Genomic DNA, 15,096 nt, shown 5'->3' with positions numbered 1-15,096 from the left:
ATGACGGACTGTTACATAACGATATATAAATCAATCAGTGCGAGCGACCAGGAATAACGCCTGTCGTTTCATAGGACTCCACGATTTTGTCGATCTCTTTTTTCAATTCCTCAACCATAATTTCTTCCGGAACTTTACGGATCATTTTACCATGACGGAACAACAAACCTTCTCCACGTGCACCGGCAATACCGATATCCGCTTCCTTGGCTTCACCCGGACCGTTAACGGCACAACCCAACACCGATACTTTGATCGGCACCTTGAGTTTGGAGATATACTCTTCCACTTCATTCGCAATGGAGAACAGATCGATATCCAAACGCCCACAGGTAGGACAGGAAATCAGCGTAGCTGCATTGGAAATTAGACCAAAGGTTTTGAGCAGGTCACGAGCGACCTTGATTTCCTCAACCGGGTCTGCACTAAGCGATATCCGCATCGTCGAACCAATACCCATCGATAACAAGGCACCCATACCGGCAGAACTTTTAATTGTACCCGAGAACAATGTACCCGCCTCGGTAATCCCCAGATGCAACGGATACGGAATGATTTGAGCTGCTTTGGTGTACGCCTCAATCGCCATCGGCACATCCGATGCTTTGAGAGACACGATGATATCATGGAAATCCAATTCTTCCAAAATACCAATGTGATAAAGTGCACTTTCTACCATAGCATCAGCTGTTGGGTAACCATATTTCTCAAGCAAATGGTTTTCCAGAGATCCTGCGTTTACCCCGATTCGAATCGGAATACCCTTCTCTTTACAAGCTTTGACGACTTCCTCTACTTTTGCACGTTTACCGATATTGCCGGGATTAATCCGTACTTTATCGATGCCGTTCTCAATCGCAAGGAGCGCCAGTTTATAATTAAAATGGATGTCCGCTACGAGCGGAATATTAATCCGTTTTTTGATTTCCTTGATGGCTGCTGCAGCTTCCTCATTGTTCACTGTTACACGCACCACTTGGCATCCTGCTTCTTCCAAACGCAAAATCTCTGCCACGGTCGCTTCAACGTCTGCCGTTTTCGTTGTACACATGCTCTGGATGATGACTTCGTTGCTGCCACCAATCGTTAAGTTACCCACTTTTACGGGTCGTGTATCTTGTCTTAAAAACATGAGTGATTTCTCTCCCCACAACGTCAAAGCTCCACCCTGACAGAGACATGAATTCGCCTTCTGCCAGGAGTGGAGAACTGACAAGTCTATATTTCAGTGTTGAAACGGAATATTAACCTTTAGTTAGGCACTTTCTTCCTGCTTGTCGTCCTTGGATTGGCTTAGTTCAGGCACGACTCTCTTCTCAACGACTTCTTCGGTAATGACACAGTTCGTAACATCATCACGGGAAGGTACTTCGTACATAATCTCAAGCATAATGCCCTCGATGATTGCGCGCAGACCACGTGCACCCGTGTTACGTTTAATGGCTTCCTTCGCAATCGCCAGTAATGCTCCTGGTTCAAATACCAAATTCACATTATCCAGTTCAAGCAATTTTTGGTATTGTTTCGTAAGCGCATTTTTTGGCTCGGACAGAATCCGTACCAATGTATCTTCGTCCAGAGGCTCCAAAGTGGAGATAACTGGCAAACGGCCTACAAACTCCGGAATCAGACCGAATTTCAGCAAGTCTTCCGGCAATACCATACCCAGATATTCACCTGGTTTAAGATCTTTTTGTTCCGCAACGGTGTTAAAGCCGATGACTTTTTTACCGATTCGGCGTTTGATCATTTGCTCGAGACCATCGAAGGCACCGCCACAAATAAACAAGATGTTGGTGGTATCAATCTGGATGAATTCCTGATGTGGATGCTTACGACCACCTTGTGGCGGTACAGAAGCTACAGTTCCTTCCAGGATTTTCAGGAGCGCTTGTTGAACACCTTCACCCGATACATCACGTGTAATGGATGGGTTCTCGGATTTACGCGCTACTTTATCAATTTCATCGATATAAATAATGCCGCGCTCTGCTTTTTCCACATCATAATCAGCAGCTTGAATCAGCTTGAGCAGAATGTTCTCTACATCTTCGCCGACATAACCTGCTTCAGTCAATGAAGTTGCATCAGCAATAGCAAAAGGAACATTAAGGATTTTGGCCATCGTTTGCGCAAGCAACGTTTTACCAGAACCCGTAGGTCCTAACAGCAAAATGTTACTTTTTTGCAATTCAACGTCCTCAATCTTGCTTTGTGTGTTGATCCGTTTATAGTGATTGTAAACCGCTACAGACAAAGACTTCTTCGCCTGATCCTGTCCAATGACGTACTGGTCAAGAATGTCGCGGATTTCTTTCGGTTTTGGAATATCTTTGAGGTCCAGTTCTTCGTCATGACCGAGCTCTTCCTCTACGATTTCAGTGCACAGTTCGATACATTCATCACAAATGTAAACGCCCGGTCCAGCGACCAGCTTGCGCACCTGTTCCTGAGATTTACCGCAAAAAGAGCATTTCAATTGCCCTTTCTCATCGTTAAATTTAAACATGAAACCACCCCTTTAGGAATTGATCGGTCTGCTGAGCACCTGGTCAATAATGCCGTACGTTTTGGCTTCTTCAGCACTCATGAAAAAGTCACGGTCTGTGTCCCGCTCGATTTTCTCAAGGGGTTGACCTGTACGATCGACGTATATTTGATTCAGTTTCTGACGTGTTTTAATAATCCATTCTGCGTGAATTTTGATATCCGCAGCCTGTCCTTGAACGCCGCCAAGCGGCTGATGAATCATCACTTCGCTGTTAGTCAGCGCATATCGTTTGCCAGGAGCACCGGCTGTCAGCAATAACGAGCCCATGCTTGCTGCCATACCTACGCAAATGGTCGATACATCCGGCTTGATATATTGCATCGTATCGTATATACCCATCCCTGCGGTGACAGAACCACCAGGTGAATTAATGTACAAGCTGATATCCTTCTCAGGATCGTCGGCTGCCAAAAACAAAAGCTGCGCTATGACAAGATTGGCTACATCGTCATCAATCGCACTGGTTAAAAAGATAATGCGATCCTTCAGCAAACGCGAATATATATCGTAAGACCGCTCGCCTCGATTGGTTTGTTCAACAACCATTGGCACCAGACTCATGAGACCAACCTCTTTTCTACATGTAATTAGACATAGGCTACCTGTAAAGCAAACCCAAATTCATTCTAACACGTTCCTGTGACAATGTCATTTTTCACAAGTGGTGTCAAGACAGAGTGAGTTTACTTTTTTGCCTGATCATATTTAACCATGTTTTCTATGTATGTGCAAATCGGAGCAATCCTATGCCGTTTCACCTTTTTTTATTTGCAGGAGAACCATAGGACGTTGAATGTGCATAACCAATGCCACAACGAAATCCATCCATATTATTACTGAATCCTCTATAAAATGGATGCCATAATTTAAAAATAAGGCACGCAATGATTCACGTGCCTTATCGTTTATTCAGCTGTTCATTACATAACAGCTTGTCTTATTTTTCGTCAGCTTCTGCAGCAACTTCTTCAGCTGGAGCTTCAACAGCTTCAACAACTTTGCTGTTCTCAACGAGAACATCGATCGTTTTACGCAGTTTCACTTCGTCACGAAGGCTGTCCAGGGAACCATTACCCTCGAGAATGCCACGAATCTCTTCAGCAGGACGCTTGTAAGACTCAGCCATTTTTTCAAGTTCTTGGTTAACTTCTTCGTCAGACACTTCGATGTTTTCCGCTTTACCAACTGCTTCAAGAACCAGGTTGTTACGAACACGTTTGGAAGCATCTTCCTGCATTTGTCCTCTCAGGTCAGCTTGTGTTTGACCAGAGAAGCTCAGGAACATTTCCAGGTTCATACCTTGGTTGCGCAGACGGTTGTCGAAATCACGCATCATGTTTTGTACTTCGCTGTCGATCATTGCAGAAGGAATATCCACTTCAGCATTTTCAGCCACTTTTTCTACAACAGCATTTTCTTGAGCTGCTTTGGCTTCATCTGCTTTGCGGGATTCCAATTGCGTTTTCAGGTCAGCTTTGTACTCTTCAAGCGTATCGAATTCGCTAACATCTTTTGCAAACTCGTCATCCAGTTCAGGAAGTTGTTTACGTTTGATTTCATGTACTTTCACTTTGAATACCGCTTTTTTGCCAGCCAGTTCAGCTGCATGGTAGCTCTCTGGGAAAGTTACTTCAACGTCTTTGAAGTCGCCTGTGGAAAGACCCACAACCTGCTCTTCAAATCCTGGGATGAATGTGTTGGAACCAAGTTCCAGGGAATAACGCTCAGCTTGTCCGCCTTCGAACGGTACACCATCAACGGAACCGTCAAAGTCGATTACAGCAACGTCGCCGTTTTGTGCAGCGCCTTCGTCGATAACAACGAGTTCTGCGTGACGTTGTTGAAGACGCTCGAGCTCTTCAGTCACTTCTACATCCGTTACTTCATGTTTGGCTACAGCAACTTCAACGCCTTTGTAGTCACCCAGTGTAACTTCAGGTTTAACGGTTACTTTCGCTTTGAACTTGAATACTTGTCCTTTAGCGAATTGCTCGACGTCTACGTCAGGACGATCAACCGGGAAGATATCCGTTTGGTCGATTGCTTCTGTGTAAGCTTCAGGAAGCAAAATGTCAATTGCTTCTTGATACAAGCTTTCCACACCAAAACGAGCTTCGAAGATCGAACGTGGAACTTTACCTTTACGGAATCCAGGTACGTTTGCTTGTTTAACTACTTTATTAAAAGCTTTGTCGAGTGCTGCAGTTACACGATCTGCACCCACTTCAACCTCAAGAACCCCAAGGTTCTTCTCTATCTTTTCCCAAGTTGCTTTCATTGTATACTTTCCCCTCCAAAATTCGCATGTTCACGTAGGCAATCACGTACAAAATAACCATTTTAGTATAAACAAGATTAGATTCTTTTTCAAGGGGAATCCCTTGATACGGTTTGAGGAAAACGTTTCCGGGTCCTATTGACCATCCAAACCGGCAGAAACAAACTGCTTCATCGATCGATATGCTTGCTCCAGACGAAAGCGCATCGCCCCTGTCACAGCATACATTGAGCGAGTATTTTCCTCGTCATGCGAACCGCCCAGACTGTCTGCAACGGTCATATGTAGAGCAGCTGCCCATATATCTGTCATGGAATCATTTTCTTCCAGCATGGACAGGTAATCACGGGTTCCGTACACGGCCATGACATATTGAATCCATAGTTCTTGTGCAAAATAAAAGAGCGTAGGTTCATGAACCTCCGTCTGATCTGCCACTCTTTCAAGAATCTGAACGATCTGAATCGGGAAATCCTCAGGTCTCAGCGGAACCGTATCAATCTCCACTTCAACCGGCTCTTCCCCACGAGTAAACGCAATAATGCCTTGAACACCTCGGCGGCGTAATGTCTGAAGCACACGGAACTGAAGTAAAGGATGCAGCGTCTTGTCTTTGAGCCAACCGGTAAGCGAATCATCAATTTCTGGCCGCTCGAGATATGCAAGCTGCTCCAGCGCCAGCATCGTTTGTTCAGATAAAGGTTCCTCCATCACGGTACGAAGCAGTTTATCCGCATAGCCGTCATCCTGCTCAAGCTTGGATCGGGCATGTTGACGTGCCATGTCCTCTTCGCTGATTTCCTCTTCCTCACGCTCTTCACGAACCTCGGGTAAATCTTCCCCGTAATGAGGGAATGCAGCTTCAAGCCATTCGAGCAGGGCTCGCCATTCGTCGTAATGCCGTTCTTCCTGCCCTTGGCATTGCAGCAAAAAGCGAAGCAGGTCCATCGCTTCACCATATCGTTCATTTTCTAGCATAACCGTCAATTGAATCTGGTAATAGTCCAGCGTCTTAGGAAACAGCACGATATTGTTACTGTGCTCGGTTTCCGGGGTCGTGGATTCCTTAATAGGAGCACCTCCTCTGTATCCTGAATCTCCAGTCGCAATCAACCATAGATAGATGTATATTAAACGAAAGTCGATCTATTTTTTGAGTTCTTCTGATATTCTAACATAACCTTAATTATAATGAAAAAAACGTTACTGCCGCCAAATATCATATACGAAAAATATATTAAAATAAAATGTTTGATATTCATCTTTATTTATGATAAAATCAATTTTGCTTGAAAAATTTCATGTCTCAGTAGCTCAGCTGGATAGAGCAACGCCCTTCTAAGGCGTCGGTCGGGGGTTCGAATCCCTCCTGGGACGTAATTAAAGAAATGCTTCCTTCGGGAAGCATTTTTTTGCGTTCTGGGGATGAGAACCCCGATGGTTCGTCGGAGCATAAGCTTCGGTAGGATTACTTCGCAGTCTCGACTGCAAGGAGAGTATCCCTCCTGGGACGTAATTAAAGAAATGCTTCCTTCGGGAAGCATTTTTTTGTTTTCTATGGATGATTGAATACGTTAATCGGCTGATGTTGACACGGGATGTTATGCTTGTTTATGTATATGTATGTATCAAAGTATACATATTAGACAAATAAACTATAGGAGATTTACCATGCCATCATCTTTACGTCAAAACTCACCTGACCGCTCTGCAGTCGATAATTCATCGTCAGTATCCATGAAACTTGGGCTCTTGCTGGCAGGCATTATCGTTATCGCAGCAACAATGCGTTCACCTATTACGGCAACAGGTCCCATTGTGGAACTGATCCGTACAGATACAGGAATAAGTCATACATTGGCAGGCTTACTCACCTCTCTTCCTTTGCTTGCCTTCGCGGCAATCTCTCCGTTCGCTCCACAATTGGCGCGAAGATTCGGACTAGAAACCGCTCTGTTAACTGCCATAATCCTCGTGACCATAGGCGTATCCCTCCGGTTTATGCCCTCTGTACCCGTTCTCTTTGCAGGAACAGCGATCCTTGGATGTGGCATTGCCCTGAGCAACGTATTGCTGCCCAGTCTAATCAAAAGGGATTTCCCATTGCGAGTGGGGCTCGTTACCGGACTTTATTCTGTGTCCATGAATATATGGGGCGCTATCGCCTCAGGAATCAGCGTTCCTGCGGCAGGCTTAACCTCCATGGGTTGGCATGCTTCACTCGGCATGTGGGCTATACTGTCCATTTTGGCCCTCATTCTCTGGCTGCCTCACGTCCGTTCTGGACGTCGCGGCGAAGTTTACGTGGCTTCGAAAACGGAAGCGAAGCCGGTTCGCCTTATTACATCTTCCTTAGCCTGGTATGTCACATTGTTCATGGGACTGCAATCTTTAATTTTTTACACTACAATTACCTGGCTGCCAGAGGTTCTATCTGATCAGGGTTTCAGTTCCTCTTCAGCGGGCTGGATGTTATCCCTGATGCAAATGGTTAGTGTTCCGGTAACGTTCATCGTTCCCATTCTGGCTGGACGAATGAAAGATCAACGTGGGCTGACAGCAATTACAGGTTCATGTCTGATTCTGGGGTACGCATTCCTTTTGAGCGGCATCTCCTCTCTCGTAACCGTCGGTGTTGCTTTGGCCGGCGTTGGAGCCGGGGCTTCGTTCGGACTTGTAACCATGTTTTTTGTACTGCGTACGTCTGATGCAAGACAGGCTGCGGGACTTTCAGGTATGGCTCAATCCTTTGGGTATATGCTGGCAGCCGTCGGGCCGTTGCTGTTCGGCGTGCTTCATGATTGGACACAAGGATGGACCCTTCCCTTGCTGGTACAGGTTCTCCTCGCCATTGTATTACTGATAGCAGGTATAAAAGCCAGCAAGAATCGAGTGATCGGTTAGATTAATTTACGCTCCCCTTATGAGTGACAGGCTAACAAAACCTGTCTCCATGAGGGGAGCATTTTATTATTAGCGGACTTTCATGCGAACTATATTCAATTTACAACTAACAGGACAATAAGCAGTTATCCATTCACTCAACAGAGAAAAAACAAAATAAAACGGTCTCCATCCCGCGAGGATTAGGATGAAGACCGCTTATGTGAAAAACAATTGCTTCAATAAATAAGTGCCGAAGAGTTTATTTCACTTTTACCGTGATCTTATCAGTGCTGGTGACACCCGCTGCGTTGAGTAACTCAGCCCGGTAAGTATACGTGCCCGAAGTGCGTCCAGTCAGCGAAGTAACGGCACTTTGCGCATTAGGCGTAACCGCATTGAGTGCTTGGGTATCGATCAACTTATCATTTTCGTAGAGGCGATACTCAGTAGCATTGGTTCCCCACCACAAGTTCATAGTTACCTTATAATTACCGTCGCCATCCCAGTTATCTTGAGAGAGAACTGCTTTGCCTGGCGATGCGTTGGTAACCTTGACTGTCAGTGTCTGACTCCGCGTGGTCCCTTTGTCGTTCGTTAGCTCAGCTACGTACGTATAGGTGCCGTTGGCTTTGCCTGTGATCTTCGTTTGGGCAAACTGTGCCAGAGGCGCATTGTAGGTCAACTTCTGCGTATCGATCAAAACCCCGTCCTCATAAAGCTTGTAGCTGGTGGCGTTCTCGCCCCACCACAGGTTCATGGTAACGATATATGAGCCTTCGCTCAGGCCATTACCAACCCAATTATTATGAGACAACACAGGTGTGCCAGGCGCTTTGACAGCTGGAGTTTCCGGCTCAGTCTCCTTGGATTTCAGACTCAGTGCCGTTGTGGCTTTACCAGAAAGCCCTTGTTGGTCTTTTACCGTAAGTTCAACGGCATATTCACCTGCTTGGATGCCTTCTAAAGGAAGAGTGAAACTACCATCAGGTTTTACTTCAAATACACCCTCCTTGTATATCGAACCATCCTCTTTTTTCAGGACATACGTTGCTTTTAAGGCAGCCGCTGGGTCAAACTCAATATTCCAGTTCTCTTTAAGTGAAGGAGCAACACGGAAGTACAAGTCATCCACACTGCCGTTAATGACAGCAGATTCATCTTGCTTGAATTCCAACTTATCTGGTGCTGTTACAACAGGCGCTGCTTTTTTCACCAAAAATGGAGAAGTATCTTCGATATACGTTTTGCCATCAACACCGATTGTAGTGATGTCAACCGTATAAAGACCATCTGGAATAGTTGTTACCTCGTCGGTAGTGTAGTCTGCATACTGTCCATCCCAAGCTAGATTATATCTTGTGTTGGCAGCAAAATTGTAGTAGTTCCCAAAAATAGATCCAATATATCCATCTCCATAATAGCCCCCATCCGGGTTAAGGCCATCAAAGATCTCAATAAGGGCAAAATTCATGGGATTGTAGAATTCCATAGCTACATTGAGTGTATCCAGCGTACCATCAGACTTCAATGGATAATGGAACGGGTTCTTCTCTGTACCATATACAGTCTCAATGTATTTAACGCCTGCCAGGGTAAGGTTGAAATGTGCGACATATGGAACACTGAATGTGTCCGTTCCATTAGACAACTGAAGGTATCCTTGCGCTTCTGTTACCGCAGTAACACCTTTTGGAACTGTAATAGTAACCTGTAACTCTTCCTCACCATTCAGTGTAAAAGAGCTCTTGTCCACCGCAACGGATACACCAGGGATTGTACGTGTCGGATTCACGCTTACAGTGTAGTTTCCACCGCTGCCATTCAGCGACTCCACTTTGATCGTTTTGCTGACGATTTTTTCGTCCGTGCTGAGGAAGTTGCCAAAATTCACACTACCTGTAACATTTGGTTTCTCTACAGCCACGCCATTCTCTGTGTATTTCGTTACATCCAATACTTTAACAAATGCAGCAGGATCAATCGTTTTCACCGCTTGAATACGCCCTGCACCTTGATCAAACACATCGTAATTGGTTGTGTCGAGCACTTTACCATTGTTCATGAGTGCTACTTTAATATCAAATGGTGTCCAGTCACTGTGCTTCTCAATCAACAGGGCAACTAGTCCGGCAACATGAGGCGTGGCCATACTTGTACCTGATTTACGATCATAAGCCTGTGAATAATCTGCTTCAGGCTCGTCCTTGCCATAGGCAGGAACAGTAGACAGAATGCTGGTACCCGGTGCAACTATATCCGGTTTGATATCCAGAGTCACCTTGGCTGGTCCGCGGGAGCTGGATGGATTCATTTCATCTCCAGCCGTTTGACCTTTAACGAAGTCACTGAAACTCACTTCAACGCTTTGACCAGCATCCAGCTCAGCCTTGATACTTTCTCCATCTTCCTTCGACATGCTCAAGGTTGGAATAAGTTCAAAATTATCTCCCAAACTCACACCGATCGGGCCTGGAATATTGTTATATACGATAATAGCAACTGCACCAGAAGCTTTGGCATTGGCTACTTTCTCTACAAATGCCAGCTCACCGCGCTGTACAAAAGCCACTTTGCCTGTAAAATCCTTGCCTTCAAAGTCGGTCGGTTTACCCAACCCTGCGAATAAAAGATCATATTGATCCGTCAAAACCGATTCCGGATCGGCTGAAAGACTCCAGCCCATTACATCAAGTCGGTACACCGACTCAGTAACAGCCAATGGATTTTGTTCCGTTTCAGTTGGAGCAATCGCAGGCTCTTCTTTCACAGGTGCAACCTCTGGAGAGGTTTCGACTGGTTCCGAAGGCGAGGCTGGCTGAACACCCTCTTCTGATTGGCTGGCTTCCACATCTAAAGCTGTATCATCGTCAGATGCTGATTCAGACAATGCAGCTTCGTTTGTTGATGAAGCTTCATCACCTGTCACATCTTCCGGTGTGGTTGATGGTTCACCTTGAGCCGGAACTTCAGGAGTATCCGTACCCGGTGCTGTACCCAGTTCAGGAGACGGCTCAACTTCAGGGACAGGTTGTTCTTCAGGAAGCGTACCTTCACCTTCCTCACCAATCCAGAAATGCGTGTTGGCTGTTATACTCTGGCTAGGCCCTGTGGAGTTACCTACAGTGATTGCCATAGCAGATGCTCCTGGAGAACCTAATGTATAACGATTCGGACCATCATTTCCGCTTGCCACAACTGCAGTCACGCCAGACAGCATGGCATTATTCAGTGCAACTGAAGTGATATAACTTGGATCATTGGCAGCGTTACCCAACGAGAGATTGATTACGTCCATGCCATCGGCAACGGAACGGTCAATTCCACCAAGCACCCATGAAGTTTGACCACTTCCGTAGGGCCCAAGCACACGATAGGCATAGATGTCAGCTTCGGGTGCAACCCCGACAATGCCGTAGTCCCCTGCTTCACGAGCAGCAATGGTACCGGCTACGTGAGTACCGTGGGATGTGTAATAGGCGCTTCCATTCGCATTAAATTCAGGTGCGCCAGATCCTTTCCATTCTTCACGTGTTGTCTCATAAGGATCATTGTCATTTTCAACGAAATCCCATCCACCTTTGTAGGCGTCTTGCAAATTAGGATGTTCATAATCGATTCCTGTATCAATAACACCAACTTTGACGCCTTTTCCTTTGTATCCCAGATTCCATACTTCAGGGGCGCCAATAAATGGTGCGGTATCTTTCATATAAGGATTCACTTCATCAGTTTCCGGGGCTACGTTAATTTCAAGGTCAGGGTATACACTGACAACGCCCGGTATGCGAAGCAATTGCCCCAATTGGTTACCCTTAAGTTCAATGGCTACACCATTCAGAGCATATGCGTAATTTTCCAATACTTCGTGTTTGATTTTATTCTGAGTGAGGCTATGTACAAATGACTGTTGTTGTTGCTCGACTTGATTCACAGCCTTTGTTTCCATAGAGGAGGTAAAAGATTTTCCTGAGAGGGTAGATTCGCCTTGCGCAACAGCAACTGGTTTATTGGAGAGCTCAACAATTACTCTTGTATTCTCCCCTCCAAGACCTTCCAGGCTCTTGTCCAAAAATGGATCTGCTGCAAGCTTGCCTTCCCGCTGGGCAAGAATTTCTCGCCATTGTTTGGCTTCGGCCTTGCTTAGCGAATTCTCAAGCTGTACACCTACAGGAGCGGCTCCGGCCGCTGGCATGATGATAGAAAAAGTCATCAGGATACTTAACAATATAGATATCAATCGTTTATTCAAGGCTATGCCCCTCCTTCTCAATATGAAAGTACCTCACCAATCGCTTGGGTCCTGCAATGACAAGTACTGCAATACCTGTGACAACTCACCGCCCTATCTGCAAGTAGATTGACCCTTGGTAAATTATTCTACTAAAATAGCACATTTACCTTCTAAATAATTACAAATATGATATAAAAATTACTTATATGGTTCTTGAGTAAGAGAAAAATGTGAAATTGTATTTATTTGTCGATTTAATAATTCAATTTATAAATACAACATAGGAAAAAAGGCCAAGAGTCTCTTCATTCTGAAAGAGATTCCCAGCCTATTTGTGATCGATGAATTTCATGAAAAATATATTATTAATTCATTTAACAGTTACACATCTTTTGCTTATTTAACATCCCGGCTTCACTGCTTCAATTCGAAGACGCTTATAATCGGCATAAATTGCATCTTCTTTCCAGAGCTTCGGCACAACGATATGGCTAGTTTCACGACAGATTTTCTGAATTTGCTCCTGACTCAAACCTTCAAAATAGTCCCCTCCAAAATGAGCCAACCAGCCCTCTATACCCTGTTCACCATCCGCCAATCTGGTAGGACGGTCATAGTGATAGGCCTGTCGCACCAAAAATCCGCATTGTTCCAAAATGTTGCTATATTGCCCGATCGTCGGGAAATACCAAGGGTTGCGCTCTGATCCACGAATGCCAGTGTGTCGCTCAAACACTTCCTCTAATGCATCTACAATGATCTGTACATTGCCTTTGCCACCGAACTCCGCTATAAAACGTCCCCCAGGCTTCAAAGACTTCCATACACTATCCACTACAAGTCGAGGACTTCGCATCCAATGCAGAGCTGCATTGGAAAAGACGGCATCATAGAGCTTGTTCGTCGCAAACTGATGTCCGTCACCCTCCATAAACTCGATATTGGGGAACTTCTCTTTTGCACGACGAATCATGTCCGGTGATGCATCCATGCCAACTACCTCAGCCTGCGTTACAGAAATTTCGTACGTCAAATCCCCCGTTCCACATCCCAAGTCAAGGATATACTCCCCTTTTTGAGGTTGAAGCCATGAGATTAAACTTTTGCCGTAACCTGATACAAAAGCCAGTTTGTTGTCATACTCATCTGCTTGCCATTGATTAATCGATTGCATGGATACCACCATCGCTTTCATGATTGATATCTTCATTGTGTCACAAGATGGTTTATTATTTAAATATATAAATTCTATACATTTGATAGTTTATACCTATAAACAATTACCAACCTCCGACGATCCATCGGGGTTCTCATCCCCTGTACGCGAAAAAGCTTCCCGAAGGAAGCTTTTTTCTAACGTCCCAGGAGGGATTCGAACCCCCGACCGACGGCTTAGAAGGCCGTTGCTCTATCCTGCTGAGCTACTGAGACAAATATGTATAATAAAAATACCGCGCGATTCCTATTATACTCTGATTTCTATATTTTTCAATAGTTTTATAAAAAAATTAATAATTGCATCATTCCACATGGCTTAAACGTATTATTTTCATACTCAACACAGGTACAGAATATGAATGCTTTAAGCAGGCAATATTGAGGATACCAAGCTCAGTGCATGTAAAATGGGCAGACATATTCATGATGAGACTTGCTGGGTAATCATTTGCATACATACATTCAATTGAACCAAATAAAGGAGAGAAACCGCTATGAGACAACTTTTATCAGCATTATCCTATTTTAGTATTTTCTTCGCACCGTTCTTGTTTCCCATCATCATTTGGATTGTAGCCAAAGACAACTATATTGAGGGCCATGCGAAACGAGCCTTATTCTCGCATATATTCCCGTTTTTTGCGGCAATCCCGCTACTTTATTTCTTCGTTACCGCCCACAGTCTGGGTTCCGCTGTCGGATTTGTAATACTCTTCTTTGTTATTTATGCATTAAGTTTTGTGTACAATATCGTCAAAGGCATTCAAGTGCTGCGTGAATATGCCTAACTACAAGCTCCACAACCAAGTTAAAATAAACATTCAAAAACCCGCCTTTCAAAAGAAGGGCGGGTTTCTGCATTCCGGTTACTTGTTTCCCTGACGCCACGGATTTCTCTGGGCAGGACGCTTGCTGTTAATGGCGAGCACTTCCTCGGCAAACTCGGTATGATGCGCATAAAGGTTCCCTTTGTTTTTCTTGAACTTGGAAGCCATTGCTGTCACCTCCCCGGAACTTGTATATAGTATGGCTCCGGGTAATTTCACTTATCCTTTGCAGCTATCGGCATTTGTTGGAACGACCGCCTTAACCTTGCCCCACCAAATAGCGTTGAAGTGTCGGTCCCAGTAATCCAAAAGCAAGTAACTCACTCTGAAACCGGGCTTTATCTTCCCCTGCTGCAATGCCTTCACTGTTCTCAAACGCCGTTTCCGTGGCATCTTCAAATGCTGTATGCATATTGTTATTGTACCAATCCAGGACTGCATCCGAATGATTGCGTACAATCCGAACGACTTCAAGCGAATTCCCTGGCTGGGTAGCCGCAACGTATACAAGTAAAGACGGATCACCCGTATTTCCAGGCTGTACTTCAACTTCTGCACAAGACAATCCATCCACTTCGGTTAATCTGCGTATTTTGGCATCCTGAATAGCATACATTTGTTATCTCGCTCCTTTGTCCATTTCATGTACTTTGTTCAATCTGGTATCGGGTCTCTGGTGTTCCTAGGCGATAAATCTCCCGATACACCTGCTGTAACACAGCTTCATATGCACGGTTTACAGAATCCTCTGGCGTATCTGGCCAAGGGAATACCATTCCTGGAAAGGCCTCTTCCTCTTTTTCCTGCATCAGATTAAGCAGTCCCAGTAATTGTTCCGCCTCCTGAGGCGTCGCCTGGATCACCCATTCATACGACGTTACGTGCGGGTCCGGAATAACGGAGCGCCCCATGACAGATACATAATAGGTCATACTGTCCATTTGCAAGTTCTCTCCTTCACAGGCATGTTGAGGCCGTTGTCCCTAGATATAGTTTCCGAAGAGGACAGACATTTTATGCCTGCTTTCGGCATATATTTGTTACGACTTCTGACGAAAAAGACAACATTTGCTGGCTGTTAGCGACTCAAGCAGCCATACGGATG

Annotated in this window: 12 protein-coding genes and 2 tRNA genes; 3 read left to right on the top strand and 11 right to left on the bottom strand. The window is 45.0% G+C overall.

Going from position 1 to position 15,096, the window contains the following annotated elements; translation table 11 throughout:
- Positions 1-34: 34 nt before the first annotated feature.
- From ispG to MHB84_RS19090, 5 genes are all read right to left on the bottom strand, one after another.
- Positions 35-1,132, bottom strand: coding sequence for a flavodoxin-dependent (E)-4-hydroxy-3-methylbut-2-enyl-diphosphate synthase (gene ispG / locus MHB84_RS19110; RefSeq protein WP_076290795.1), 1,098 nt, complete (start codon positions 1,130-1,132; stop codon positions 35-37).
- A gap of 123 nt (positions 1,133-1,255) precedes the next feature.
- A complete protein-coding gene (gene clpX, locus MHB84_RS19105; RefSeq protein WP_063566713.1) occupies positions 1,256-2,509 on the bottom strand; it encodes an ATP-dependent protease ATP-binding subunit ClpX in 1,254 nt (417 codons plus the stop codon).
- Positions 2,510-2,521: 12 nt separating this feature from the next.
- Entirely contained in the window at positions 2,522-3,112 is a 591-nt protein-coding gene (clpP, locus tag MHB84_RS19100) for an ATP-dependent Clp endopeptidase proteolytic subunit ClpP (protein ID WP_024633993.1), read from the bottom strand.
- A 376-nt stretch (positions 3,113-3,488) separates the two neighbouring features.
- Entirely contained in the window at positions 3,489-4,829 is a 1,341-nt protein-coding gene (gene tig, locus MHB84_RS19095; RefSeq protein WP_076290796.1) for a trigger factor, read from the bottom strand.
- Between the two features lie 135 nt (positions 4,830-4,964).
- Entirely contained in the window at positions 4,965-5,807 is an 843-nt protein-coding gene (locus MHB84_RS19090) for a hypothetical protein (RefSeq protein ID WP_076290956.1), read from the bottom strand.
- Positions 5,808-6,132: 325 nt separating this feature from the next.
- On the opposite strand from MHB84_RS19090, the gene MHB84_RS19085 reads away from it, so the two are divergent.
- Positions 6,133-6,206 (top strand) — tRNA-Arg (locus MHB84_RS19085).
- Positions 6,207-6,500: 294 nt separating this feature from the next.
- A complete protein-coding gene (locus tag MHB84_RS19080) occupies positions 6,501-7,733 on the top strand; it encodes a CynX/NimT family MFS transporter (protein ID WP_076290797.1) in 1,233 nt (410 codons plus the stop codon).
- Between the two features lie 241 nt (positions 7,734-7,974).
- On the opposite strand, the gene MHB84_RS19075 is transcribed toward MHB84_RS19080, so the two are convergent.
- The 3 genes from MHB84_RS19075 to MHB84_RS19065 all read right to left on the bottom strand — a co-directional run bounded on the left by MHB84_RS19075 (position 7,975) and on the right by MHB84_RS19065 (position 13,377).
- Positions 7,975-11,964 carry a S8 family serine peptidase gene (locus tag MHB84_RS19075; protein WP_076290798.1) on the bottom strand — a complete coding sequence of 1,330 codons (3,990 nt, stop codon included), beginning with the start codon at positions 11,962-11,964 and terminating at the stop codon, positions 7,975-7,977.
- 382 nt (positions 11,965-12,346) lie between these two features.
- On the bottom strand, positions 12,347-13,141 hold the full coding sequence (locus tag MHB84_RS19070; RefSeq protein WP_256716880.1) for a class I SAM-dependent methyltransferase: 795 nt from the start codon (positions 13,139-13,141) through the stop codon (positions 12,347-12,349).
- A gap of 162 nt (positions 13,142-13,303) precedes the next feature.
- A tRNA-Arg gene (locus tag MHB84_RS19065) sits at positions 13,304-13,377 on the bottom strand.
- Positions 13,378-13,658: 281 nt separating this feature from the next.
- Between MHB84_RS19065 and MHB84_RS19060 the strand changes: the two genes are divergently transcribed.
- Complete coding sequence (locus tag MHB84_RS19060; protein WP_076290799.1) at positions 13,659-13,952, top strand: DUF4870 domain-containing protein; 294 nt, start codon at positions 13,659-13,661, stop codon at positions 13,950-13,952.
- A 78-nt stretch (positions 13,953-14,030) separates the two neighbouring features.
- On the opposite strand, the gene MHB84_RS19055 is transcribed toward MHB84_RS19060, so the two are convergent.
- The 3 genes from MHB84_RS19055 to MHB84_RS19045 form a co-directional block, all read right to left on the bottom strand.
- A complete protein-coding gene (locus MHB84_RS19055; protein WP_256336669.1) occupies positions 14,031-14,159 on the bottom strand; it encodes a hypothetical protein in 129 nt (42 codons plus the stop codon).
- A gap of 91 nt (positions 14,160-14,250) precedes the next feature.
- Complete coding sequence (locus MHB84_RS19050; RefSeq protein WP_053783121.1) at positions 14,251-14,607, bottom strand: hypothetical protein; 357 nt, start codon at positions 14,605-14,607, stop codon at positions 14,251-14,253.
- Positions 14,608-14,632: 25 nt separating this feature from the next.
- Complete coding sequence (locus MHB84_RS19045; protein ID WP_076290800.1) at positions 14,633-14,932, bottom strand: hypothetical protein; 300 nt, start codon at positions 14,930-14,932, stop codon at positions 14,633-14,635.
- Positions 14,933-15,096 lie beyond the last annotated feature (164 nt).

The sequence above is a fragment of the Paenibacillus sp. FSL F4-0087 genome (assembly GCF_038020215.1).
GTDB classification, from domain to species: domain Bacteria; phylum Bacillota; class Bacilli; order Paenibacillales; family Paenibacillaceae; genus Paenibacillus; species Paenibacillus taichungensis.
This window is presented reverse-complemented; position numbering and strand designations above follow the sequence as displayed.